This window comes from Nonomuraea sp. CX421 (assembly GCF_059358955.1).
In genome coordinates this window covers 48,417-71,427 of the sequence record NZ_JCADBK010000009.1, presented here as the reverse complement: position 1 = coordinate 71,427, position 23,011 = coordinate 48,417, and the positions used below count along the sequence as shown (strand labels likewise).

Genomic DNA, 23,011 nt, shown 5'->3' with positions numbered 1-23,011 from the left:
GAAACCCTTGTCATGAGTCGGATGACCTAATAATGACGATCGACCCTGGTCTGGAGTCAGGACACGAGTCCCGATTCGACGGCGCTGACCGCGAGTGCCGTACGGGAGTTGACACCGAGTTTGCGCATCGCCGAGTTGATCTGGGAGGCGACCGTCTTCGGTGAGCGCGACAGGACGACGGCGATCTCCCGGTTGGTCCTGCCGGTGGCGAGCAGGCGGACGACCTCCAGCTCGCGCGGTGAGAGCTGGTCACCGTAGCCGCGCCGGCCGCGCCCGCGCACCTCGACCTTGTGATCGCGCAGCAGGCTCGCCAGCCGCTCCGCCGCCCTCCGGGCGCCGAGGCCGGTCAGGCCCTGCAACACCAGCCGGGCCAGAGAGAGGGCCGCCTCCGTCTCGCCGGCGGCCAGCAGGCAGGCGACCTGCCGCTCCTGGGCGAGCAGCGCGTCGTACGGCCGGGGCAGCCGCTGCCAGGCGTCGGCCGCGCGGGCGTACGCGGTCGCCGCGTCTCCTCGCCCGGCACTTGCCTCGGTCAGAGCGGTCGCGGTCTCCCCGCGTATGGCGCCTGCCTCGGTCAGGATGGCGCGGCTCAGCTCCAGACCGGCCCAGCACGCCGGCGCGTCCCGGTCTCGTACCCAGTCCGCGAACGCGGAGACCAGGTCGGCGGCCTCGTCCAGCCGGCCGGCGGCGACCAGCGCCCGGGTGCGGGCCGGCGCGAGGTCGGCGGCCCACAGCCAGATGCCTTTGTCCGCCACCTGCCGGATGGGCTCGTCGGTGACCCGCAGCGCCTCCTCGACGCTTCCCCGCGCGAGCAGCAGCTCGCACAGGGCCGCCGCCGGCTCGGCCACGAGTTCGGCGGCACCGCGCCGGTGGGTTTGCGCGAGCACGTGCTCGAGCCGCTCACCGGCCTCGGGATCACCTGCCGCCGCACGCAACAGGGCGGCGACCAGCACCGCCTCCAGTTTCGTCACCGGTTGCAGCTCGTCGTTGTCCGCGAGGGCGGCGGTCCGCTCGGCCAGCCCCTGCCATTCGCCCCTGAACCAGTCCAGATGGACGCGAGTCGCGTCGATGATGCCTCTGTGACGGAGAAACTGGTAGCGCTCGGCCATCCGCGCGGCCGCCGCCAAGTGCCGGGCGGCCTCGGCGTAGCGTCCCCAGCGCACCGCGGCGTCGCCGAAATTCATGTAGCCCTTGTCGACATGCCGGGCCTCGTCGGCGCAGGCCGGGTCGCCGGGGATCCGGGACGCCTCCGCCCAGCCTTCCTCCTCTCCCAGCAACAGCAGGGCGGAGGCGCGCTCGACGAGCACACCGAGGCGCTCGATCGGGGGCAACGACTCGGCGGCCTGCGCCGCCTGGCGTAACCAGCGCAGGTGCGCGGACACCGGCGCCGACGGTTCGCGCGGCCAGCCGAGGGTGACCATGATCCGGGCAGCGCTGAGCGAGCCGGGCGGCAGGTGGACGACCGCCTTCTTCATTTCGGCCTGGCCCGCCTCGTACTCCTCCATGATCGTCAAGACCCGGCCCAGCTGGTAGCGGGTCTCCGCCCCCTCCACGGGCGACATGGTGTCCGAGTCGAGCGCGGCGCGCAGACTCCGGACCAGCCCCTTGAAGCGGTCGTCGCCGGTGAACGAGGAGAACGGGATCTTGACGACCAGCCGGGCCGCGTCGGACGCGGGCAGCTCGGGGTGGGTGAGCAGGTCGTACAGCAGCGACGTGGCTCCGGCCTCGTCGGCGGCGGCCAGGGCGAGATCGGCGGCCCGCTCGGCGTACCTCCTCCAGGCGGCCACGTCCCCGGCCTCGCGGAAGTGACGGGCCAGCTGGGACACCGGGGGCGGCGTCCGGCCGGCCAGGGCGTCGCCTGCTCGCAGGTGCATCGCCCGGCGTTCCGGCGCGGGGGTCGCCTCGTACACGGCCCGGCAGGCCAGTACGTGCCGGAACGACAGCAGCCCGCCGTCCTCGCGCAGCAGTCCACCGGCCAGCGCCTCCGCAAGGCCGTCCAAGGGACCGGCGAGGAGGGCGCCCAGCGTGGCCTCGTCCGCCGGGGCGGACAGCACCGCCGCCGCCTGGAGGACGGCCCGCGCGGGCGGGTCCAGCCGGGCGACCCGTTCGAGAACCGCGTCACGCACCGTCGGGGGCACGTCGATCTCGGTGAGCCTGCGGCGTGCCCACTGCCCGTTCCGCCGGATCAGGTCCGCGCGGTCGTACAGCAGGTGTACGGACTCCTCGATGGCCAGCGGGATCCCGTCCGTGTGCCGATGCAGCAGCGTGGCGAACGCCGGGGAGACCGGCTCGTCCGCCAGCATCGACGACACCATCTCGCCGGTGTGCGCCACGTCCAGGGGTTCCACCGCCAGCCGCAGCCCGGTCGTGCCCGTGGGCAGCCGGGAGGACAGCCGCAGGAGCAACGAGCCCTGCGGCACGTCGTTCGGGCGGTAGGTCACGACCAGGCTGGTCCGCAGCGGGTGCCGGGCGGCCAGGAACAGCAGGAACTCCAGCGTGGCGTCATCCGCCCAGTGAAGATCCTCCATCGCCAGCACCGACACCTGGAGGCGGTCCAGCACCTCGGCGAGGGCCCGGAAGAGCCGGTGGCGGGCGGCACGGGCATCCTCCGGCGGATCCGGCACCCGTGGCAGCTCGTCCGCCCACTCGGGGAACAACGGCCGCAGCGCTCCGCCGAGCGCGCTCAGCCGCAGTCCGGCGACCTGGCCGGTCGCCTGGCGGATCGCGTCGACGATCGGGCCCAGCGTGCACGGCTCGCGAAAGGGCGGGCATGAGGCCACCAGGCTCCGCTTGTCGCGGGCCACCCGCGAACTGAGGAACTCTCGCAGCAGGCGGCTCTTGCCGACCCCGGCCTCTCCCTCGACGAGGACGATCGCCGGCCCTCCGGCCAGCGCCTGCTGGAACGCCGCGAGCTCCGAGTCGCGGCCGACCAGCGCGGGCATCGACATCAGGCGCGAGGCGCCGGCGCCAGGAGTCGCTGTACCAGCCACAGGCGGGAGCTCCCTACCGTGAGACCACGGCCCGCGGGATCCGCTCCCACCCGGCGATCGCCTTGACGAGAGCACCGTTCCGGACACGGACTTCGGACCCGAGCGCACTACCGTCCGGCACAGCCGGAGCGAGATCATAATAGTCGTTATAACCCACACGACACCAGGTTGGTGCCGGGCGCCGCTCCACCTGGCCGCACGACCTGGACGGTGCCGTCGTCACTCGGCCGTGTGCGTGAGGATCGCGTCGACCAGCTCCTGGTGGGTCTCCGGCGGCAGCGTGTGCCCCATGCCCGCCACGATCATCAGCCGCGCCCCCGGGATCCGCTCGGCGATGATCGCGCCGTGACCCGGTTTGACCGGCTCGTGGCTGCCCTCGATGACCAGTGTGGGCGCCTTCACCCGGTGCAGCGCGCCCACCGGCTCAAAGTCGGGGTCGGCCCCCGCGGCCAGCCGGTGGTTGGCCACCGCCGACAGGTCGCGGGCCCGGTCGTAGACGCGTTCCTGCAGCCGGCGCGCCGCGTCCTCGTCGAACGGCAGCCCGGTGCCGTGCAGCACGCGCTGCTCGGCGATCATGCCGTCGATCAGCGCGCGGCGGTCCTGGGCGGGCGGGGCGGTCATCAGCGCGCGGAAGAATTCCACGAACTCCGGCTCCGGCTCCGGCAGGCTGCCCTCGGGCTGCGGCTGCCCCGTCAGGGCCCGCAGGAGCACCTGGCCCTCGCCCCCGCCGAGCGGCGAGGAGGCGATGACGGTCAGCGACCGCACCCGCTCCGGCGCCTCCACGGCGATGAGCTGGCTGAGCAGCCCACCCGCAGAGTGGCCCACCAGGTGGGCGCTGTCCAGGCCGTGGGCCTCCAGCACGCGGTAGACGTCGTTCTTGATGTCGTCCCAGGTGTACGGCTCGGCCGCGAAGTCGACGGTGCCGGACCTGCCGGTGTCGCGGTGGTCGTACCGGATCACCCTGCGGCCTCCGGCGGTCAGCCGGCCGACGAACTCGTCCGGCCACAGGATGCCCTGCGACATCGAGCCCATGATCAACAGAATGGGCGCGTCCGTCTCGGCGCCGAACTCTTCGCTCCAGATGGTTACGTTGTGCATGCCTCAGAGCATGCCGTCCCCGGCCACGGGCGCCTTCTGTAGAACTACCAGCCGCGCCAGCTCCGTACGGGTGCCGATGCCCAGCTTCGGATAGATCTTGTACAGGTGGTACTCGACCGTACGGGGGCTCAGGAAGAGCTGGGCGGCGATCTGCTTGCTCGACAACCCGTCCGCGACCAGGCCGGCGATGCGCAGTTCCTGCGGGGTCAGCGCGTCAAGCACGCTGGGGGGCGGGGCGCTGCCGCTCTCGCCCGCCGCCCGCAGCTCCTCCTGCGCGCGCCGCGCCCACGGCCGGGCGCCGGCCCGCTCGAAGATCTCCCACGCCATCCGCAGATGCGCTCGCGCCTGACCCGGCCGCTGCGCGCGGCGCAGGTGCTCACCCAGCAGCAGGGCCGTCCTGGCCGCCTCGAACGGGTTGGTGTGCAGCCGCAGCGCCTCGCCGAAGGCGTCCTGCGACGATTCGGCCAGCCCCCGGCAACGGGCCAGCAACGCGCGCGACTCGGACGTCGCGGCGTGCTCGGCCGACCGCTCGTAGGCCGAAAGCGCCGCCCGCGCGCCGGCCTCGTCGCCCGCGCCCACCGCGGCCTCGATCTGGTCCGGCATGGTCCGCCATACCACGGTCGGATGCCCGGCGCCCGGCCCCGCCACCGCGATCGCCCGGAAACGGTCGTGCGCCGACGCGTAGCGGCCCAGGCACAGGTCGAGCATCGCCAGCGCGTACGCGGCCACCCCCGCACGCAGTCCCACCCGGTGCGGCAGGGCGATGGCCAGCGCCTCGCGGGCCTGCCGTTCGCAGGGCTCCTCCTCGCCGCGCAGAGCCGCCAGCACCGCCAGGTTGGCCAGGTGCGCGGCCACCGTGTTCTCGTACCCGGCCTCCCGCGCCAGCGCCAGGCCCTCCTCGGAGACGGCCTGGCTGCGCGCGAGCCGCCCGGCGAGGCGGTCGGCGGTCGCCACGAACTCCAGCACGACGGGCAACTGCCCGGTCATCCCCGACACCCTGGCCACCTGGCCGGCCCGGGTGGCCAGCTCGGTGGCCAGATCCGACTCGCCCAGCGTGCTTGCCGCGGCCGTGGCCCACAGGTAGCCCGCCGCGTCCTCCAGCTCATCGACCCGCGTCAGTGCCCGCCGCAGCAGGCCGGGACCGGTGGCGTCGCCGTCCAGTGTCAGACCGATCCCGGCGACCGTGTCCCGCAGGAATCCCTCAGGGTGGGCGGCCGCCCGCCGGCCGAGCTCGACCATGGCCGCCGTGTCGCCGACGTACGAGGCCGCCTCCAGGGCGTCGGCCAGCATGTCCAGGCTGTCGCCCGCCGCCAGGATCCGCACGGCCTCGGCGGCGTTGCCCGAGTTCAGCTCGAACCGGCCCCGGAGCTGGGCGATCTCCATCGCGAGCGTGATGTCCCCGCCGGCCGCTTCGCGTGCCTCGGCCAGCAGCGATTCGGCCTGTCCCGGCCGGCCACCGAGCCAGGCCGCCCCGGCGGCGTCCTTCAGCCGGACGGCGCGGGCGCGCGGCTCGGGGGTCAGCTCGGCGGCCCTGGTCAGGGCGGTGGCGGCGGCGCCGTACCCGCCACGGTCGCGAGCCCGCTCGGCGGCCTCCGCCAGCGCGGCGGCGACCGGCTCGGCCCGGCCCAGGGCGGCTCCGGCCAGGTGCCAGGCCCTACGGTCGCCCGCGGTCAGCTCCGCCAGGACGGCGTGCACGTGGCGGACCTCGGCGGGGGCGGCCGCCTCGTGGATCGCGGATCGCATGAGCGGGTGACGGAAGCGCACGCCGGTGCCCGACACCTCGGCCAGCCCGCTCTCCTCCAGCTCGGCGAAGGCCGCCGCCACGACCGACGCCCCCGACCCCGCTCCCGATCCCGCCGCCGCCGCCACCGACGCCACCGACCCCGACGCCGCCCCGGCCGCCAGCCGCTCGGCGGCCCGCAGGACCACCTCGACGTCGGTCTCGACGGCGGCGAGCAGGGCGACCAGCCGGGCGGGGGCCGACAACCCGGTCACCCGGTCGCCGAAGAGCCGAGCGCCTCCGGGCAGCGGGTCGGGCAGCGGTTCGCGGCCGGCGAGTTGCGCGGGCGTCAGCCGGCCGGCGATCTCGTCCAGGGCCAGGGGGTTCGCCCCGGTCAGCGTGATGAGTTCGCGTCTCACCGGGGCGGACAGCAGCCCGTGCCGGGACTCCAGCAGCTCGGCCGCGGCGTCCTCGGGCAGGCCGCGCACGCCCACCGTCGACGGCACGCCCTTGATGGGGGCGTCGCCGCGGACGGCGAGCAACATCGCGATCCGTTCGGTGCCCAGCCGCCTGGCGGCGAACAGCAGCGCGTCGGCCGAGGCCCGGTCGGCCCATTGGACGTCGTCGACCACGCAGATCAGGCCCTCCGGGCCGGCGGCCTCGACCAGCAACGACAGCACGCCGGCGGCCAGCAGGAAGCGGTCGCCCGCGCCGCCGGCGGCCTGCCCCAGGGCCGCTCGCACGGCGTCGCGCTGCGGCCCGGGCAGCGCGTCGAGCGATCCGGCCACCGGCCACAGCAGCTGGTGCAGCGCCGCGAACGCCAGGTCGGACTCGGACTCGACGCCGCCGGTCCGCAGCACCCTCATCGCCCCGCCCCGCGCGGCCGCCGCGTCGAGCAGGGCGGTCTTGCCCGCGCCGGCCTCACCCCGGAGCACCACCGCCCCGCCGCAGCCATGGCGAGCCCGCGCGATCACCTCGTCGAGCGCGCTGATTTCCGCAGATCTGCCGTAAAGCACAGAAACCCACTGTAAAGGCCAGGTAGGCGTGCCAGAGCGCGGCAAGCTGCCGGGTGGCGAGCCGGGATGGTACGGCGCGCAGCAACGCGTGGATCAGGTCATCGTGTACGGCGGTGTCCTACACGATGAAGATCCTGACACCCGGCGGTAGCCACTTTTTTGTGGGTACTTGTCGGCCGTACCGGAGCGGCCTGAAGCTTGGTCGTGGGCGGTCGAAGGCCGTCAAATCCAGGCTGAGATGGGCGGGTTGGCGGTGTATCAGGAAACCGGTTGGGGCTCGGCCAGCTGCTCCAGGCGGCGGTGGCCCCAGTCGGCGAGAGGCTCCAACGCCTCGGAGAGTTCGCGGCCGAACGCGGTGAGGGAGTACACGGTCTTCAGCGGTCGCACATCGTGCACCTCCCGGTGGACCAGTCCGTCGCCCTCCATCTCGCGGAGCGTCTGAGTCAGCACCTTCTCGGTGAGGCCCGGCAGTCGCCGGCGCAGCTCGCCCGGGCGGTGCGGACCAGATTCGAGGAGCCAGAGCAACATCGTCTTCCACTTGCCGTCGATCACGGCGATCGCGGCGGTCACTCCGCAGACATTCGGATCCTGAGCACGGCTACGCGTCATCTTCATCCCCATTCATCACCGTTTGCTGTTTATTGAGGAGTTGAGGCATGACCTCGAACATTGAAGAGTCTGCCGTCACCGTACTCGGCCTGGGGCCGATGGGCCGAGCCCTGGCCGGCGCCTTCCTGGACGCCGGGCTGCGGACCACGGTCTGGAACCGGACGCCGGGCAGGGAACGGGAGTTGGTCGGACGGGGCGCGGTCGGCGCCCGATCGCCCGAAGCGGCTGTCGCCGCAAGCAGGTTGACCGTGCTCTGCGTGGTGAACTATGACGCGGTGGACGCCATCGTGCGGCGTGACGCGGTCACCGACGCGCTCAAGGGGCGCACTGTCACGAACCTGACCGCCGACACCCCTGACCGCGCCCGGGACACCGCGGCCTGGGCGGCCGAGCACGGCATCGGGTACCTGGACGGTGCGATCATGACGCCGACCACGACCATCGGAACGCCGGACGCGGTGTTCCTCCACAGCGGTCCGGAGGAGCTCTACCGGAAGCACCGGCCGGTTCTCGACGCCCTGGGCGGCACCCACACCCACCTCGGTGCGGACATCGGCCGGGCGGCCGCGTACGACATCGCACTGCTCGACATCTTCTGGACCGCGATGGCGGGTTACGCGCACGCGCTGGCGGTCGCGAAAGCCGAGGGGATCACCGCGCGGGAGCTGGCGCCGTTCGCCGAAGGCATCGCCACGATCCTTCCGGCGATCTTCGAGCAGTCTGCGGAGGAGGTCGACAGCGGGAGGTTCTCCGGCGAGGACAACCCGATCACCTCGGCGGTGTCGTCCATGGCCCATATCGTCCACACCTCCGAGGCCCATGGCATCGACGCGGGCGTGATGCGGGCGGCTGAAGGCCTCGGGCGCCGCGCCATCGGACGGGGCCACGGCACTGACGGATTCCTCCGGATCACCGAGATCCTCAACCCTCGGTGATCACTGATACTCGATACCGCAGGACGAACGTACGTCGGGCGTCGAGAGCTGGGTCCGGTTGATCGAGGTGAGTTGGCCTCTGGTGACGTTCCGCTGGACCTATGCGTTCGCCGCGGACGGACAGGTGCTGACGTCGGATGCGACCTCGCGTTTCCGATAGCGGGAGGAAGTCGATCGGGACCTGGTCACGCACGACGCGACGCCAGGAGATGTCGGTCTTATCGCATAAGCTCGCGACTTCAGTCCGCTATCCGATCATGATGGGAGAACAGGTGCTTCACCGCGCCATCAACCAAGCAATAGTCCAGGCATTCGCGGATGAGGGCTTAGAGGCCCGGTTCACAGACTCCAGGACGCTCAGCATCAGCTCTCAGCCTGCCGACGTCTTCGTCGATGTCAGCGATTGGTACGCCCACGTCTATGACGTCCTTGCCGATGTCGACCTGGAGGAACTGCCCCTGATTGCCGCGAACATAGCGCGCGGGTTCGCCCGGGAGATTCGTACGCAGGCGGGACGGGACCAGGCCCTTGAACAGGCCGCCGCGGTCGACATCGAACGCCTCCTGGAGACCGAGGCGCTGCGCGTGCGCATCTACCCGGAGGCGGAGCTGGCGGAGGTGCCCGGCTTGCGGGACTCCCTGCTCACCCGGCAACTCGCACCCGGACTGATGGAGACCGTGGTCGTCGACCTGCCCGACGTGATCACTTCCTGAATACCTGCTCGTGCACGAGCTCGGCAGCGTCGAGTTGACCGCGGCGATGGAGCCCGTCGACCTACGGGTACGCGACCATGGGCGACTCGCCTGACACATCGAGTGCCGCCGATGCGCGTCCGTGGATCACGCGCGGCGAAGGATCGGTCAAACCCCATTCACAGTGCGATGGCACACCATCTTCAGGAACGGCGGAGATTTCCGATGGCCGAGGAGCGCAGCGGGAGGCTGGCCGCGATCAGGTCGAAGCTCGATCTGCTCAAGCGGGTGGAGGCCGAGCACGGTTTCGGCGTCATCATCGAGGAGCCCAGGGAGCTGGAGCCCGTCCCTGGGCTTCCTGCGGGGGTGACGGAGGTGTTCGGCCTGTTCCACCGGTTGGGCGGAGATTACTTCCGCTTCCAGCAGCCACCAGAGATGGCCGGTCGCCAAGCCTGGGCCGACCGCCACATCGATCCGCACTGCCCTCTGGGCAATCCACTCCACATCGGCTGTGAACGCTACGGCGCTCCCGAGGACATCGAGTGCGGCAGCGGCATCTACCTTGATCTCCAGGGCGGCGACGTCTACTTCTGCGACGGGGACGACTACGTCTTCGCCTACGAGCACGTTGACGTCGAAGAGGTCGAGACCACGGAGCTGGCATCCGACATCGTCACGTTCTTCGACTTCCACGTCCTCGGCGAGGGCTATCCCCAGCTCGTCGCGTCCGTCATCGGGGGGCACGCCGTCAACCGCCGTAAGCGGCGGCGCCGACACCGGGACAGCTGGATGAGGCTCCTGGAGATGGGCGGCCTGGCGTCTGCGGAGACGTGGGAGAAGGTCGCCGGGCAGGATGCCGACGGCACTTCCGCCGCCGAAGGACAGGCGAGCCGGCAAGGGACACCTCCCCTCAGCCCGTGACCTGCTCACTCTGCCGTGGCTCCTCGGCCGGGAACAGGATCAGGCTCATCAGATGGGGATGGCGGCCGGGCTCGGGACCGTTGGCCGCACGGGCGGCGAAGACGGCGCGCAGCTCGCCGGCCATCTCCGCGATCTCGTCCTGGCTGAGCCAGAAAACGCCCTGCTTGTAGCCGACGAAGTCGGCGGACGGGTCGGCTCCGTCCCGATCGAGGTAGGCGTCGAACTCGGCGAGCAGGGCGGCCATGGCTGCCGCGAACCCCTGGCGGTGGTCGTCCAGGGACATCGACGCGGCCGTGTCCGCGTCGATCACCGTCCGCTCGCCGCGTAGCCGGTAGTGCCGTTCCACGGCGCCGCGTACCCGCTGCTCGCCGACGACCTCCAGCACTCCCCCATCGACCAGCAATCCGACGTGCCGGTACACGCTGGTCTTGGGGACGTCGGGCAGACGGGCGCACAGGTCGGACGTGGTGTGGGTGTGTCCGCCCGACATGGCGTTCACGATGCGCAGCCGTACCGGGTGCAGGAGCAGATCAAGCGAGTCCATTCGCCCAACGACTGCGGCGCGGCTGAGCGACCAGGCGGTCATGCCACTGCGCACGCTGGATCCGACCGGGCCGTTGGACGATCTCGAATGGCTGGACCAGGCGGTCGGCGACGCACGGGTGGTGGCGATCGGCGAGAGCGCGCACTACAACGGAGAGTTCTACCGGCTCCGCCACCGCCTGCTGCGCTACCTGGTCGAGCGGCACGGGTTCAGCGTTTACGCGATGGAGACCGGCTTCGCCGAAGGACTCCTGGTCGACGCCTAGGTCCGAGGCGGCGACGACCGGCTCGGCCACGTCATGGCCAACGGCATGACCTCGCTGATGGGGCTGTGGGCGCAGATGCGCGACCTTCTGCGGTGGATGCGACACCACAATGAGACCGCCACGCGCCCCCTCGGCTTCTCCGGGATCGACCTGCCCGGCTCGAACATGTCCCTGTTGCCCGGCCTGGACGCCGTGCTCGGCTACCTCGCGCAGGCCGATCCCGAGTTTCGGCTTGACCCGAGCGTCCGGGAGACGGCTTCAGCCTTCGCGGCGACGTCCGCGTTCTCCGCACCCGCGGCCATCGCCGCCTACGGCCAGTTCCCCTCCGCGACCAAGGACGCACTGACGGCGAGTCTCGCCGAACTCGTCGCGCTCATGATGGGCCGACGCCTGGACTACCTTCAGCGGACCACTGTCGAGGACTACGAGCGCGCGCTTCAATCACTGCGCATAACGGTCACTCTCGACACGATCGTCCGCGCGATGGTGCGGGGCGACCAGCGGACCGTGATGTTCAACCGCGAAGCCGCGATCGCGGACACCGTCGAGTGGATCTTGGACGGACAGGACCGGATCGTGCTGGCCGCGCACAACGGCCACATCCAACGCGGGCCCGGCACACTACCCGGCCTGACGCCGATGACGCCGATGGGCATGCACCTGGCCGATCGGCTGGGCAAGGACTACCTGGTCATCGGTACTACCTCGGGGACCGGTCAGATCCTCAACACCGGCCCCGACTTCTACACCGGCACCTTCTTCACGGAGATGGAGGCGCCCGAGCCCGGCAGCCTCGACGCGCTCATGCACGCCAGCCACGACGGGCCCTTCGCCACCGACCTGCGGCGGCTGTCGCCGACCGACACCGTTCGCGGCATCACTGGGCAGCGCGCCGGCATCGGTACGTTCTACTCCCCCGTGAGCCCGCTGGACGCCTACGACATCATCGTGCACCTGCCCCACGTCACGGCAGCCGATCCCGACGACGACGCACTCGCCCACTCACCCCGGGACGTGCGGGAGGCGTTCTCCCAGTGGAAGCCACAGTGACACCGTGCGGCGGTCGACACACCCGCCGCCCAACGAGTGCGGGCAGACGGGTCAGGCTTGTAGCGTGCGGCCCCACTCGCGCGCTCGAGCGAGTTCCCCGTCGGCCAGAGGGCCGGGTGTGCCCATGACGGTGAAATCCGTGCCACGTTCGGCCCGGACCTTGTGGCGCTTGAACGCCTTGACGACCGCCTTGCTCGCTGAACCGGCGAACAGACCACCGGTCGTGGTCGAAAAGGCGATGACTCTGCCGTCGACCGAGTCGACCCGGTCGATCCACTCGCGGACGCCAGAGGAGGGGGCGCTACCGCCCTTCTGCGCTGCCTGACCGCGCGAAGCACTGCTGGGCAAGCCCATGTTGTGCGTCGGCGCACCGACAAGGACCAGGTCGGCGGCCAGGGATGGCGGCGCGGAGTCGGCTGACACCACCTCGACCGCGACACCGCCTGCGCGTAACCCCTCAATGATGGCCTCGGCCACCTGTGAGGTGTTACCGAAGCAGGACTCGACAACGACCACCACGCGCATTGTTCCTCCAGCAGGTGCGAGCATCGAGGGCCGGATCATCCTGGGCGGGCTTCGAGGCCGCTTTTCTCTTCGGGTAGAACTTGAGACATGATGTCTCATTTGCCATGCTAGCAGTGTGAACAGTCCCCGTCGCAAGCCCGCCGACCGGATCATCGACGCCGCAATCACTCGGGTCCGCGAGCGCGGCATCATGGTGAGCCTCGACGGCATCAGCCTGGAGGAGGCGATCGCCGACTCGGGAGTCTCCCGGGCCACGGCCTACCGCCACTGGCCGAATCGGGCCGAATTCCTGCGCGCGGTGCTCGTGCGGGTGGTGCGCGACACCCGACTCGAACCGGAGGGCATCGAAGAGATCGACGCGCTCCGGGAGTTCGTGTCCGCGCACCAGGGCGAGCTGGCAACGGAAGCGGGACGCCGGACACTGGTCGTCGAGGGCCTGCGCATCGCCTTGGAGGCCGACTTCCAGCGCTTCGCGACCTCGCGCGAATGGCGCGACTACCTCGCACTCCGCGCGACCTCCAGCGGCCTGCCCGACAGTGACCTGCGCGCGGTCGTCACGGCCGAACTGGCAGCGGCGGAGCGCTCCTTCACGGCACTGCGCGCAGCCGTGTACAGCCGCCTTCCGAAGCTGTTCGGGTACCGGCTCACCACGCCGCCGGTCGACGGCGGCGGCGGCTTCGAGTTGATGTCCCAGGCCATGGGAGCGCTCCTGACGGGGTTCGTGGTCCGCGCCTCCGTCAACGAGGAGAGCACGTCATTTCGGGCCCGGGCGTTCGGCTCTTCCATGGAGTCGCACTGGACGAGCACGACCTATGCCCTTGTCGCCGCCACGCTCTCCTACCTCGAGCCCGATCCTTCCGTCCACTGGACCGCCGCCCGGATCGCCGCTTCGATCGCCCTCCTCGACGAACTCGCGACCCTCGTGGACCAAGGCCACGCTGAGCGCGGGACCTGACCCGCTTTCCCATCAGTCTCCAGGACCGGGGCCTTCAGCCAGCCGATGTGGAAGGTCCCCCGTGACCGTTCACACGCTTCACCCGGCCAGGGCCCGGCGCAGAGCGGCGGCCAGTTCGGCGTTCTGCCGCTGCGACACCTCGGCCGACAGGATCGCCTGCGACCCGTGGCAGGTGCCCGCCCACAGGTGCGACTCGACCGAGACCCCAGCCTGCAACAGCCGCAACGCGTAGCCGAGACCCTCGTCGCGCAGCGGGTCGAACTCGGCCGTGGCGATGTAGGCGGGCGGCAACCCGGCCAGGTCCGTGGCCCTGGCCGGGGCGGCGTACGGCGTGGCGGATGCGGTTCCGAGATAGAGCCGCCAGATGGTGGCCAGGTTGTCCGCGTCCAACCGGGGAGTGTCGGTGAAGGTCCGCGCCGACCAGGTCTCCCTCCGGTCGTCGAGCATGGGCTGGTTCAGCAGCTGGAACCGGATCGCCGGTCCGCGCTCGTCGCGGGCTCGCAACGCCATGCCTGCCGCCAGACCACCGCCCGCGCTCATGCCGCCGACGGCGATCCGCTCCGGGTCGATGCCCAGCTCCGCGGCGTTCTCGGCGAGCCAGAGCAGGACGGCGTAGCCGTCGTCGAGCGCGGCGGGGAAAGGATGCTCGGGAGCGAGACGGAAGCCGACCGAGACCACCATGACCCCGGACGCGTCGGCCAGCCGCGCCGCCGTGGGGTGCTCGGTGTCGAGGTCACCCACGATGCCGCCGCCGCCGTGCAGCCAGACGATGGCGCCCTGGGCCGCCTGCGGCCGGTAGACGCGTACCGGCACCTCCGGGTCCGCGGGCACGCTGCGGTTGCTCACCTCCATCGCGGAGGTGTCAGGCGCGGGCAACAAGGCCACCAGCTTGGCGATGTTCTCGCGCTCGGAGACCGGGTCGCTGTAGTCGGGACGCGGGATCAAGGGGACGAATGCCTCGAGTTCGGGATCCATGCCGATCATCCTTCCGGTCGCCGCCGCGAGAGGTCATCCGCCATGCGTCGGTCATGCGGCCCCGATCAAGCGCCGATCGGCGCGACGATCCCCGCCTATCCTGCTGTCATGGAGGCCCTCGCCGTACGGCTGTCGCACCTGGACTCCCAAGTCGAAGGCGCGATCCGGGTCGTGATGTTCTACGACACGCTGATGCGCCGCCGGGTCGACCTCCCTGCCCTCGCCCGGGCCTCGGCGGGCCTGGCTGAGTGCGTGGCCGCGATCCGGATCAACGGCACCGGCCGGGTGATCCGTTTCGCGCCCGACGGCCGGCAGGCGTCCGACCCACCGGCTCCCACGTCCAGCGCGACGTCGATCACCCTCGACGAGGAGAAGATCGGCACGGTGTGGCTGGAGCGCGCCGGTCCGCCAGGTCCGCTCGACGCGGTGCTGCTGGAGCGGCTGTCCATCGCCGCCGCAGCGGTCGTCGAGCAGTACGGCCCGACCGGCACCACCATGGCCGATCCAGCTCTGGTCGAACTGGCGGTCAGCCCTGCCAGTGACGAGGCGGCCCGAGCCCGGGCGCTTCGCCTGCTGGGCTTCGCCGCTGACCTGCCCATGCATGTTGTCGCTGTACGCTCGCCGCTCCCGCTCGACCAGGTCGGCGCCCCGATCTGTCGTGGCCGTCCGGTGAAGGCGGCCTTGCTGGCCGACGTCGGTGTCATCCTGGCCACCGCCGTCAACCCGGACCGCTTCCCGGCAGGTGTCCTGGCCGGCATCGGCTCGGTGGAAAGCCCCGACCGATCCTGGCTGCAGGCCCGCACCGCCCTCCGCTTCACCAGCCCAGGTCAGCCGGTCGTCCGCTACGGCAGCCTGGGCGCGCTGGCGCTCCTGGCCGAGATCCCTCCGGCCGCCTTGCGCGACAACGCCGACGTGGCCGCGATCGCCCGCCTGGCCGGCAGCCCGGAGGATCTGGACACGCTGGACGCCTACTGCGCCACCGGCTCCCTGCGCCGGGCCGCCGACCTGCTCCACCTTCACCACAGCAGCGTCGCCCGCCGTATCCAACAGCTCGGAAAGGCCCTGAGCGTCGACCTCACCGAGCCCACCGGACTGACCCGGGCCAGGATCGCGCTGACCGCGTGGCGGCTGCTCAATGACTGAGGCAGAACATCAGATGTGACCCGAATGACCACGGCCGAGCTGGAGCAGGAGGTAGCCCGCGACGCCCCCGACGTCGGCGACTCGTCAGGGCTCGAGGTCGGCCACGCCCCTGCCGCTCGCGATGTCGAACGGCACAGAGGCCTGGTCATGCGCGATCAACCAATGGTCGTCGCTCTTCCGGAAGCACAACGTGGCCCGGACCCACATGCCACTCGTCGCCGTCCCGTTCTGCAGCGTGCCGCTGAGCCGACCGAAACCGTGGCCGAACGCCACGTCACCGCCCACGGTGAAGGTCAGGTCGCGAAGCTCATAATTCACATCCTGGAAGAGCGTGAACGCCCTCGTCCAGTTCTCCATCTTCGCCGCTATCCCCACGTGCTGCAGCGGCGGCTCGACGTCGAAGGAGACGACGTCTGTCGCGTAAAGCTGCCTCAGGCCGTCGAGGTCCTTGGCGCGGATTCCTTCGACGATCTTCTCCACCTGCTGCTTGATCTTGGCTTCGTCTACCTCGCGCTGCGCAGGCATCGCTACCCATCACTTCCCATCGGTGTGAAATCTCGGGCTTTCCACCAAACCGACGACACAGCACCCCGGGATGTCAGGCCCGATGAAACCCCCGGACCGCGGTCCTGCGCACCCATGCCAGCCCGCCAGCCGCACAGAACTCGTAGACGCGCCCTGCACTCGCAGGTGTGCCGCAGGACCGGACTCGATCGAAACGCGGCACCGGGTCACACCACTCGATTCGTCCGCATTGTTCCCAAGCGGCTGGCAACAGCGCTGAGGCCGCTATGGTCGCGGTCGTGAAAAGGGTGCTCGGCTGTTCGGTGATGGCGGTCGCGAGTTTACTGGTGGTGGCCGGTCTCGCCGCTGGCCCCCTGATCTCCGAGGTCTGGGAGCACCGGAGGGTCTGCGGCAAGAACTACGACAGCGTCGAGGCCGCCTTGGCGTCGTTCGACGTCCTGGACGCCGCCCCGACCGGCGCAGCCCCGACCGGAGAGCGCGACCGCGGGTGCACCGACACCGACGACCACCATGCCACCATCAGCCGCTCCTATCGCCTTCCGGGGCAGCATGGCTCATCCAAGAATATTGAGTCCTTCTATCAAGCCCTCGCCCTGCGCAACGACTGGACGCTCCTTCCCATCGAGGGCTCCGCTGACGAGCCGAGGTGCATGGTCAAGGAGGTCGAGGGTGCAGAGGTCAGCCTCAATCTCTGGTTCGCCCCGGAGCCGGAGGACACCTTCGAGGTGAGTGCGTCCACCTGGCCCTGCTGAGGCGATCACGGCCAGGTCATCGACGCCCCAGAGATCACCGAGACTGAGTCCGGCCAACGCGCCAACGTTGGTCGGGAAGGCACACCCGTGCCGTAGTGCCCGAATTGCCGGCTGACGACCGCGAGCCCGTCTGTGCCGGATCTTCCTCACTAATCGATCACATCGTCCGCGAGGGTGCCCGCACGATGCTCGCCGCCGCACTGCAGTCCGAGGTGGACGCCTACATCGCCGCCTTCGCCGAGGAGCGCGATACCAACGGACGCCGCCTGGTGATGCGGAACGGCTCCCATGCCCCGCGCGAGATCCTCACCCCGGCCAGCGCGATTGGCCCCAGGCCTTCCCTGGTCCCGACCTCAGCGACCAAACCCTTTGTCAGCGGGCTCTCATGCCTGAGCCAGATCTGTACGCCACGTGTTGAACCGTGAGCGCAGCTCATGCACTCCAGGTTCTGTCAGGCCATAGGCAAGGAACTCGCTATCCGGATAGAGCTCCAGAGCGGAGAGCATCTGTGCGAACACGGCGCGGTCAAAGCCCAGATCGCGGGATGCAGCGAGGTCAAGCAGTTGGTCACGGGTAAACCGACCACTGGTGAGAAACGCGTCGACGTCGATGAAGTCGCGAACTTCTGCTCGCGTGAACAGGGCCTCGACCTTGCCGCCCGCGACGTCTTCGAGGTGGACAACCGGACCGATCTCCATGGTGACCGGTGGGTGAGCCCGCAAATCGGTGGCTAGCTCCACCTTGCTGGTCCGACTGATCGCAGGGTCGGACACACCGAGTCGGACGAAGTGAGGGCTGTCGAGATCAACTTTGACGGTAAGGCCTTGGGCGGTGTAGGCGGCACAGATCTTGCTGACACCCGGCGAAGTCGTCGCGGAGGCTCGATGTGAACAGGTCGATGTCTTCGCTGGGCCGCTGGAGTACGCCATAGGCCTGCACCGCATAGCCGCCTGCCAGGGCGAATCCGTGGTCCGCAGCTGCTGCGAGTGCGATACGCGCCAGGCGATGGTGGAATTCGTCCATTAGGCGGCAGCTTGGTGCTGGAGTTCGGGGAATCGCTCTAGCCACAAGGCCCGAACCCGGGGCGGCAAGATCAACTCGGGCCAAAGCCTCCGCAGGAGCGACACATTAAGGAAGCGTCGCAGGTCGTCAGGCGTGGCGCTTTCCCGGATCACGCGCATATACATCAGCCGCGCGTCAGCAATCTGTTCCAGGTCGTAGCTGCGCTTTGGCCCCCAGTCGAGGTGGTGGGGAAGTGAGACGACACCTCTGATGGGCCCGGTGAGCTCTTCCAGCGTCGCTGGCACCGCGTAAGGCCGAAGTGCTCCGTATCCCCTAACGTCCATGCTTCCAGTGTGACCGATTCAGTCCTGATCATGCAGGACGACCTTGCTAACGGTGTTGCTCATCCGAGAATCGAACAGTTCGCCCACAGGGAAGTCCAGCCTCAGCTCTGGCACAGATTCGGTGGTAACCATATGTGGTCAGTTCATTCAGAAGAGCAGGATTGACTGCTGCCGTAGCAGGGCGTAACTGTGCAGGCGGGTAGCGGCAGCACGCACTTCGGGAACGCTGCGAGCAGATCCTCACCGAGATCAGCGACTTCAACCGGCTCGCCCGTGACGACGAGAGCCGGCACGTCAACAGCACCGTCGTGGTGTTCACGCTCGTCACGGTGCTCACCGGCATCGGTCTCGCCCTACTCCAGGTGCTGGAGACCAAGGACCCGTGGCTGTTCATGGCCGTGGCTTGCCTGGGGCTCACCGCGCTACTCCTGAGCACCCCTTCGGCGCGGGTCGCGTTCCGGGCATGCGCCACCGCTTCACCCTGCGATAGCGGGCCGTCGATGATCGGGCCTCGCCTGTGAGGAGCCTCTCCCACAGCTCTTCGACCGCACCGTACGAGCCTGGATGGCTCTCCTTGACGGTCGGCCCGGCCGCAAGCCGATCTGTCCTGCGCACCCACGCCAGCCCACCGGCCGCGCAGAACTCGTAGTCTTCGCGCCCGCATCGATCACCTCGATCCTGGCCACCGCGTCACCGACCTCCGAGACCCGCACCATGACCAGGCCGCCCGGCCGGCCCGAACCGGTGTGCAACACGGCGTTGCCCACCAGCTCGCTGGTGATAAGCCGGGCATCGTCCATGTCGCGATGCCCCGCGGTCGTCAGGGCGTCCGCGACCCAGCACCGGGCCAGCGGCACCCAGGCCGCCAGGCCCGGAAACGTCAGCTCGACCAGAACCTGACCACTCACTGCGCCACCTCCCACACCCGCTCGAACGCGCACTCGTCAAGGGCGTCCACCCGCCGGTCCCGACCCCGCCCCCACGTGAACACCCACCGCTCGCCACGCAGCGAGGCCCGTACGAGCAACGGCCCCGCCGCCCGCTGGATCGAGACGCACGGCTCGTCGCGTCGCGGCAACTGCACCGAGACCGCCAGGCCACGCCTCTTCAGCGCCCAGGCGAGCTGGGACAGGTAGAGGAACTGCACCTGTTCGGGAGTCGGCGAGGTCGGCCCCTGTTGCCGGTTGTCCTGCCGTCGCGTGCGTCGCATCGATCCAGCCACCCTTTACGTGCGGAGCCGATCAGCAGGCCAGGGAGCTGCACCAACGCACACTGCACGTGGTGCGGATCAACAATCCGTCTGCACCCTCGCAGCGTGCTGAGCCGACCGGAGAAAGCCATGCCGGTTCGAGCATTACCCCTCACAGAGTGTGCCTCGACGACTACTCTTAGTGCAAGAGAGTTTACAGAATGCACTTTGTTCAGTTCTGCATCCAAGATCGGCCAGCATCCCCGCACCGGAGGCGACATGACAGCTCGGCGCAGTCCATCAGCACGCCAGCGTCGCCTGGCCGCCATCCTGCGCAGCCTACGCAAAGAGAAGGGCCTGTCCCGCGATGCGGTCGCCGAGCGCCTGGGATGTTCGGCACCGACCGTCACCCGCATCGAGGCGGCCCTGGTAGGTGCCCGCATCTCCGATGTGACCATGTTGCTGGAGATCTACGAGGTGCCGGCACACACCAGGGAAGTCCTGCTCCAACTCGCCCGCGACGCACGGAAACGCGGCTGGTGGGACAAAATGTCCGACACGATTCCCGAGTACTTCCAGAGCTATGTGGGTCTCGAAGAGGACGCCTCGTCCATCTGCGGCTACGAGACCGAGTACGTGCCTGGCCTCTTCCAGACGGAGGAGTACGCGCGAGCCGTCATGGGCGCGGAGCCGACTCTCGCTCCGGATGAGGAACTCACCCAAAGCCTCTCGATTCGCATGAAGCGCCAAGAGCTGCTGACGTCAGCAACGCCACCCGAGATGTGGATGGTACTAAACGAAGCGGTCATTCGACGCGAAGTGGGAGGAAAAGACGTCATGCAGCGTCAATTGCGCCACCTTCTTCACCTGTCGCAACAGAACCCCATCAACATCCAAGTCCTCGTCTTCGACAGCGGCGCCCATCCAGCTATGAACGGCGGGTTCAGCATCCTCAAGTTCCCCAAGCCGTCCGATCCAGATGTCGTGTACGTCGAGTATTGGAGGGGAAGTATCTACCTGGAAGCCCCTAATGACGTAAATGCTTACAATCGGCTTTTCGATCACCTACGGGCACGAGCACTGGGACCCGATGCGACCCGAAGCCTGATCGAACAGGCATCAGGAGGTACATCGTGAACAGCAGGCGAGATGAGACCCACGAGCAGACTGATCACGTGGCATGGCGGAAGTCCAGCCTCTCCAACGGAACGGGTGGAAATTGTGTCGAGGTGGCCCTGCTGGACGGCGACCTCGACACTCGGGCAGTGGGAGCCGCGCACAAGGCCGACGATGGGCCCCTGATCGCACTACGTGATTCCAAAGACCCCGACGGTCCCCGGCTGTACTTCACTCGTAGCGAGTTCGCGGCTTTTCGACATGGGCTCGTCGCAGGAGAGTTCGACGACCTCTCATAGAGATAGGCCAACATGCCGGCACCTGCCAACTCCATCTCAGCCGGTGCAGCAGACAGTGAACCGCGCGGACGCGAGCCTCGTTCCGCTGGCCCTTTGTGACCCACACCTCACGATCTCCGATCACATGATGGAGTTCTGCCGCCTTTACTCGTGTTCGTAGGGCTCGCCGCGGGGGGCGTCGGTGGCCTTGGCTTGGCCGAGCGGCTGCCGCGCAACAACGTCGCCGGAGTGCGCGCTCCCATCAAGAGGCCCCTGGGTGAGGACGCGTCAGCGCGCGGTCGCACGTGACTCCAGTAGCTTGGCGAGGAACTCCTGCGTCGCTGGATCGACCGAGTACACGGCGGTGCCCATCATGCCTCGAGTCAACAGCACCTTGTAGGTGTTGCGGATCAGCCGGTCCGCCTGCTCGTCACTGACCCCCTTCCGCATCAGCGCCGGGTCCTTGCTGGCGCTGCGGACGGTGACCAGCTTGCCATCGCGATAGACGAGATCCGGGCCGAAGATCACGCCGTTCCAGTCGTACTCGAAGCCCTGTGCGGTGTAGACGCACCCCACCTGCTCGAATCCGCCCGGCGCCGTGGCCCAGAAGGCACTGGCCGGAGCGTTCCCCACAGCCCTGTCGCCCTTGACGTTCCACGGTCGCGCCCAGTCACCGACCCGCACGTCCGCGACCAGGCTGTCATCTCCGTTCGGGGAGCTCCAGGGCCAGCAGAACCCGGCCGTCATCCGCGCCGAGTAGCTCGCCTCCAGCCTGTCCCGCAGCAGGGCCTCCAGTTCGTAGGGCGACTCGGTGAGGGAAACCGCGAAATGATCGTCCCCCGTCCACGCCTCCGGAGCGTCGCCGTCCAGACCTAACAGGCGCAGCACCCACTCCTCGTACTTGCGGCTCCCGCCACAGCGGAACTGCGCGTCCAGATCGACCTGGTGCACGGCAAGGCCGAGAGAGTGGGCGTAGGCGGTGATGTCGCCGACCCGCCCCATCTCACCCGGCCGCACCACCTGATGCTCATCCAGCAGGAAGACCGGCACCCTCGCCGCGGCGATCAACTCGTCCAGTTGTGGCCGGCCCGTTCGCTGGGCCGATCTGGTGAACCGGTTGGCCGAGGTCTCGCGAATGCGGTGGGCCTCGTCGCAGATCAGCACGTCCAGATCGTTGGGCTTGGCCATCATGAAGTTGTTGAAGTACTTGAACATCGCCTTCATCCGGGTCGACCCCTTGGCGACAACACGCCTCATCGTCTCGGTGAAGGACCGCGAACCGGTGGCGTGCAGTGCCGAGTAGCCACGGTCGGAGAGCTCACCCAGCAGGGACAGCGCGATGACGCTCTTGCCGGAGCCCGGCCCTCCCGTGATGATCACAACCTGCTTCGAGTCCCCCGCCCGAGCCTTCTCCACCGCATGCAGCACGATCCCGTAGGCCAGCCGCTGCTCGGCCAGCAAGACGAACTGATCGCGATTCTTGATCTCACCGGCGGCGGCCTTCAGCAGTTGCTTGGACGGCCGGATGGCGCTGGACAGCAGGCGATCCGCCGCCGCGGCCCCAGGCTCGGCGGCGAACTGCCCTCTGAGATAGTCGACGAACTGGCCCCGGCGCGTCTTGCTGAACAGCCGGGTCCGCTCGTCCTCGACATGGTCGTAGAGATCGTGGATGTCCGGGTCGCTGGCGTTGTGCAGGTAGGCCACTCCGCGCACCGCGTTCCGGTGCTGGTCCAGGGCACCGACGAAATCGGCCAGATATTCGCAGTAGCCGCGCACCTGCACCACCGGGTGAAGCTTGGGCCGATCACCCATCCCGGGCACCAGGACCAGATCGGCGTCGTCCTCGTACAGTTCCGCCTGGCTCCACTGCTTGAGCTCGACGATCAGATAGGAGTCGGCACCCGTGCGCCGGTCGCGTCCGGCGAGAATGACGTCGGCCCGCTTGCTGGTCAACGGGAGCTGATACTCGATGAGCATCTCGACGCCACCAAGTCCGGCTTCGACCAGATCCCGGGCCAGAATCGGGATGCTCCGGTCCCACGACCTGCGTTCACCCTTGCCGGGATTGATGCCCTGGGTAGCAAGCAGGTAGTCGGCGATCACATCACTGAGGACGCGCTCGGGCACCGACTCGGACACCAACTGGACCAGGCTTTCCGCCGAATGCCGGAAAACGGCCACGGACGTACCCCCAGGCAGCACGAAAGACTCGTGCGGTATGGGGGCATGTCCGCCATCACAGCGGAAGCCCGTCGGGCCGCATCACCGATACGTCCAGAAGATTACCGGGATCTCCCCTCGCCCCGGTCCCCGATTACCAGCTTTCGGATCCTCGTTGCGGGCCGGCGGTGACGCTGTGTCCAGGTACAC

24 protein-coding genes are annotated in these 23,011 nt (G+C 69.1%); 12 read left to right on the top strand and 12 right to left on the bottom strand.

What is annotated here, in order from left to right:
* Positions 1-56: 56 nt before the first annotated feature.
* The 4 genes from AC5L3X_RS18480 to AC5L3X_RS18465 all read right to left on the bottom strand — a co-directional run bounded on the left by AC5L3X_RS18480 (position 57) and on the right by AC5L3X_RS18465 (position 7,391).
* A complete protein-coding gene (locus AC5L3X_RS18480; RefSeq protein ID WP_494858315.1) occupies positions 57-2,987 on the bottom strand; it encodes a helix-turn-helix transcriptional regulator in 2,931 nt (976 codons plus the stop codon).
* Positions 2,988-3,206: 219 nt separating this feature from the next.
* The gene (locus AC5L3X_RS18475) at positions 3,207-4,085 is read right to left on the bottom strand and encodes an alpha/beta fold hydrolase (RefSeq protein WP_494858313.1); all 879 of its coding nucleotides are present in this window, start codon (positions 4,083-4,085) and stop codon (positions 3,207-3,209) included.
* 3 nt (positions 4,086-4,088) lie between these two features.
* Positions 4,089-6,821 (bottom strand): helix-turn-helix transcriptional regulator, encoded by a 2,733-nt coding sequence (locus AC5L3X_RS18470; protein ID WP_494858311.1) that lies wholly within the window; start codon positions 6,819-6,821, stop codon positions 4,089-4,091.
* A gap of 258 nt (positions 6,822-7,079) precedes the next feature.
* Entirely contained in the window at positions 7,080-7,391 is a 312-nt protein-coding gene (locus AC5L3X_RS18465) for a winged helix-turn-helix transcriptional regulator (protein ID WP_494858310.1), read from the bottom strand.
* 86 nt (positions 7,392-7,477) lie between these two features.
* On the opposite strand from AC5L3X_RS18465, the gene AC5L3X_RS18460 reads away from it, so the two are divergent.
* The 3 genes from AC5L3X_RS18460 to AC5L3X_RS18450 all read left to right on the top strand — a co-directional run bounded on the left by AC5L3X_RS18460 (position 7,478) and on the right by AC5L3X_RS18450 (position 9,978).
* Positions 7,478-8,365, top strand: a complete 888-nt coding sequence (locus tag AC5L3X_RS18460) for an NAD(P)-dependent oxidoreductase (RefSeq protein ID WP_494858309.1) — start codon at positions 7,478-7,480, stop codon at positions 8,363-8,365.
* A 257-nt stretch (positions 8,366-8,622) separates the two neighbouring features.
* Entirely contained in the window at positions 8,623-9,078 is a 456-nt protein-coding gene (locus AC5L3X_RS18455; protein ID WP_494858307.1) for a hypothetical protein, read from the top strand.
* A 204-nt stretch (positions 9,079-9,282) separates the two neighbouring features.
* The gene (locus tag AC5L3X_RS18450) at positions 9,283-9,978 is read left to right on the top strand and encodes a hypothetical protein (RefSeq protein WP_494858306.1); all 696 of its coding nucleotides are present in this window, start codon (positions 9,283-9,285) and stop codon (positions 9,976-9,978) included.
* Here AC5L3X_RS18450 and AC5L3X_RS18445 read toward each other — a convergent pair.
* Positions 9,968-10,522, bottom strand: coding sequence for a helix-turn-helix domain-containing protein (locus tag AC5L3X_RS18445; protein ID WP_494858304.1), 555 nt, complete (start codon positions 10,520-10,522; stop codon positions 9,968-9,970). The two genes, AC5L3X_RS18450 and AC5L3X_RS18445, sit on opposite strands and share 11 nt — an antisense overlap.
* A 40-nt stretch (positions 10,523-10,562) precedes the next feature.
* On the opposite strand from AC5L3X_RS18445, the gene AC5L3X_RS18440 reads away from it, so the two are divergent.
* A complete protein-coding gene (locus AC5L3X_RS18440) occupies positions 10,563-10,787 on the top strand; it encodes a hypothetical protein (protein ID WP_494858302.1) in 225 nt (74 codons plus the stop codon).
* A gap of 45 nt (positions 10,788-10,832) precedes the next feature.
* Positions 10,833-11,837 carry an erythromycin esterase family protein gene (locus AC5L3X_RS18435; RefSeq protein ID WP_494858300.1) on the top strand — a complete coding sequence of 335 codons (1,005 nt, stop codon included), beginning with the start codon at positions 10,833-10,835 and terminating at the stop codon, positions 11,835-11,837.
* A 51-nt stretch (positions 11,838-11,888) separates the two neighbouring features.
* Here AC5L3X_RS18435 and AC5L3X_RS18430 read toward each other — a convergent pair whose 3' ends face one another.
* Positions 11,889-12,362 carry a flavodoxin family protein gene (locus AC5L3X_RS18430; protein ID WP_494858299.1) on the bottom strand — a complete coding sequence of 158 codons (474 nt, stop codon included), beginning with the start codon at positions 12,360-12,362 and terminating at the stop codon, positions 11,889-11,891.
* A 115-nt stretch (positions 12,363-12,477) separates the two neighbouring features.
* Between AC5L3X_RS18430 and AC5L3X_RS18425 the strand changes: the two genes are divergently transcribed.
* Positions 12,478-13,317, top strand: a complete 840-nt coding sequence (locus AC5L3X_RS18425) for a TetR/AcrR family transcriptional regulator (protein ID WP_494858297.1) — start codon at positions 12,478-12,480, stop codon at positions 13,315-13,317.
* A 78-nt stretch (positions 13,318-13,395) separates the two neighbouring features.
* Here AC5L3X_RS18425 and AC5L3X_RS18420 read toward each other — a convergent pair whose 3' ends face one another.
* Positions 13,396-14,292, bottom strand: coding sequence for an alpha/beta hydrolase (locus AC5L3X_RS18420; RefSeq protein WP_494858295.1), 897 nt, complete (start codon positions 14,290-14,292; stop codon positions 13,396-13,398).
* 108 nt (positions 14,293-14,400) lie between these two features.
* Between AC5L3X_RS18420 and AC5L3X_RS18415 the strand changes: the two genes are divergently transcribed.
* Positions 14,401-15,435: a helix-turn-helix domain-containing protein gene (locus AC5L3X_RS18415; protein ID WP_494858293.1), complete on the top strand. Its 1,035-nt coding sequence runs from the start codon at positions 14,401-14,403 to the stop codon at positions 15,433-15,435.
* A gap of 84 nt (positions 15,436-15,519) precedes the next feature.
* Here AC5L3X_RS18415 and AC5L3X_RS18410 read toward each other — a convergent pair whose 3' ends face one another.
* Positions 15,520-15,960 carry a YybH family protein gene (locus AC5L3X_RS18410; protein WP_494858291.1) on the bottom strand — a complete coding sequence of 147 codons (441 nt, stop codon included), beginning with the start codon at positions 15,958-15,960 and terminating at the stop codon, positions 15,520-15,522.
* A gap of 278 nt (positions 15,961-16,238) precedes the next feature.
* Between AC5L3X_RS18410 and AC5L3X_RS18405 the strand changes: the two genes are divergently transcribed.
* Together AC5L3X_RS18405 and AC5L3X_RS18400 are read left to right on the top strand one after the other, a co-directional pair.
* Positions 16,239-16,712, top strand: coding sequence for a hypothetical protein (locus AC5L3X_RS18405; protein WP_494858289.1), 474 nt, complete (start codon positions 16,239-16,241; stop codon positions 16,710-16,712).
* Positions 16,713-16,897: 185 nt separating this feature from the next.
* Positions 16,898-17,137: a hypothetical protein gene (locus tag AC5L3X_RS18400; RefSeq protein WP_494858287.1), complete on the top strand. Its 240-nt coding sequence runs from the start codon at positions 16,898-16,900 to the stop codon at positions 17,135-17,137.
* On the opposite strand, the gene AC5L3X_RS18395 is transcribed toward AC5L3X_RS18400, so the two are convergent.
* Positions 17,096-17,485 (bottom strand): nucleotidyl transferase AbiEii/AbiGii toxin family protein, encoded by a 390-nt coding sequence (locus AC5L3X_RS18395; protein ID WP_494858285.1) that lies wholly within the window; start codon positions 17,483-17,485, stop codon positions 17,096-17,098. The genes AC5L3X_RS18400 and AC5L3X_RS18395 overlap by 42 nt on opposite strands.
* A gap of 31 nt (positions 17,486-17,516) precedes the next feature.
* Positions 17,517-17,735, bottom strand: a complete 219-nt coding sequence (locus AC5L3X_RS18390) for a nucleotidyl transferase AbiEii/AbiGii toxin family protein (RefSeq protein ID WP_494858283.1) — start codon at positions 17,733-17,735, stop codon at positions 17,517-17,519.
* 631 nt (positions 17,736-18,366) lie between these two features.
* Between AC5L3X_RS18390 and AC5L3X_RS18385 the strand changes: the two genes are divergently transcribed.
* On the top strand, positions 18,367-18,579 hold the full coding sequence (locus AC5L3X_RS18385) for a hypothetical protein (RefSeq protein ID WP_494858282.1): 213 nt from the start codon (positions 18,367-18,369) through the stop codon (positions 18,577-18,579).
* A gap of 383 nt (positions 18,580-18,962) precedes the next feature.
* Here AC5L3X_RS18385 and AC5L3X_RS18380 read toward each other — a convergent pair whose 3' ends face one another.
* The gene (locus tag AC5L3X_RS18380; RefSeq protein ID WP_494858281.1) at positions 18,963-19,268 is read right to left on the bottom strand and encodes a hypothetical protein; all 306 of its coding nucleotides are present in this window, start codon (positions 19,266-19,268) and stop codon (positions 18,963-18,965) included.
* Positions 19,269-19,526: 258 nt separating this feature from the next.
* On the opposite strand from AC5L3X_RS18380, the gene AC5L3X_RS18375 reads away from it, so the two are divergent.
* Complete coding sequence (locus tag AC5L3X_RS18375) at positions 19,527-20,384, top strand: helix-turn-helix domain-containing protein (protein WP_494858279.1); 858 nt, start codon at positions 19,527-19,529, stop codon at positions 20,382-20,384.
* Positions 20,381-20,662: a DUF397 domain-containing protein gene (locus AC5L3X_RS18370; RefSeq protein WP_494858278.1), complete on the top strand. Its 282-nt coding sequence runs from the start codon at positions 20,381-20,383 to the stop codon at positions 20,660-20,662. The genes AC5L3X_RS18375 and AC5L3X_RS18370 overlap by 4 nt, the downstream gene beginning before the upstream one ends.
* Before the next feature lie 267 nt (positions 20,663-20,929).
* Here the strand turns inward: AC5L3X_RS18370 and AC5L3X_RS18365 are convergent, their stop codons facing one another.
* Complete coding sequence (locus tag AC5L3X_RS18365; protein WP_494858276.1) at positions 20,930-22,780, bottom strand: DNA/RNA helicase domain-containing protein; 1,851 nt, start codon at positions 22,778-22,780, stop codon at positions 20,930-20,932.
* Positions 22,781-23,011: the final 231 nt, after the last annotated feature.

Bases quoted from the DNA above. Each gene is read 5' to 3' on its own strand.
- AC5L3X_RS18400 (WP_494858287.1), top strand. From the start codon at position 16,898: ATGCTCGCCGCCGCACTGCAGTCCGAGGTGGACGCCTACATCGCCGCC.
- AC5L3X_RS18455 (WP_494858307.1), top strand. From the start codon at position 8,623: ATGATGGGAGAACAGGTGCTTCACCGCGCCATCAACCAAGCAATAGTC.
- AC5L3X_RS18445 (WP_494858304.1), bottom strand. From the start codon at position 10,522: ATGGACTCGCTTGATCTGCTCCTGCACCCGGTACGGCTGCGCATCGTG.
- AC5L3X_RS18420 (WP_494858295.1), bottom strand. From the start codon at position 14,292: ATGGATCCCGAACTCGAGGCATTCGTCCCCTTGATCCCGCGTCCCGAC.
- AC5L3X_RS18435 (WP_494858300.1), top strand. From the start codon at position 10,833: ATGACCTCGCTGATGGGGCTGTGGGCGCAGATGCGCGACCTTCTGCGG.
- AC5L3X_RS18440 (WP_494858302.1), top strand. From the start codon at position 10,563: ATGCCACTGCGCACGCTGGATCCGACCGGGCCGTTGGACGATCTCGAA.
- AC5L3X_RS18375 (WP_494858279.1), top strand. From the start codon at position 19,527: ATGACAGCTCGGCGCAGTCCATCAGCACGCCAGCGTCGCCTGGCCGCC.
- AC5L3X_RS18380 (WP_494858281.1), bottom strand. From the start codon at position 19,268: ATGCGACGCACGCGACGGCAGGACAACCGGCAACAGGGGCCGACCTCG.
- AC5L3X_RS18430 (WP_494858299.1), bottom strand. From the start codon at position 12,362: ATGCGCGTGGTGGTCGTTGTCGAGTCCTGCTTCGGTAACACCTCACAG.
- AC5L3X_RS18415 (WP_494858293.1), top strand. From the start codon at position 14,401: ATGGAGGCCCTCGCCGTACGGCTGTCGCACCTGGACTCCCAAGTCGAA.
- AC5L3X_RS18475 (WP_494858313.1), bottom strand. From the start codon at position 4,085: ATGCACAACGTAACCATCTGGAGCGAAGAGTTCGGCGCCGAGACGGAC.
- AC5L3X_RS18410 (WP_494858291.1), bottom strand. From the start codon at position 15,960: ATGCCTGCGCAGCGCGAGGTAGACGAAGCCAAGATCAAGCAGCAGGTG.
- AC5L3X_RS18460 (WP_494858309.1), top strand. From the start codon at position 7,478: ATGACCTCGAACATTGAAGAGTCTGCCGTCACCGTACTCGGCCTGGGG.
- AC5L3X_RS18450 (WP_494858306.1), top strand. From the start codon at position 9,283: ATGGCCGAGGAGCGCAGCGGGAGGCTGGCCGCGATCAGGTCGAAGCTC.
- AC5L3X_RS18390 (WP_494858283.1), bottom strand. From the start codon at position 17,735: ATGGACGAATTCCACCATCGCCTGGCGCGTATCGCACTCGCAGCAGCT.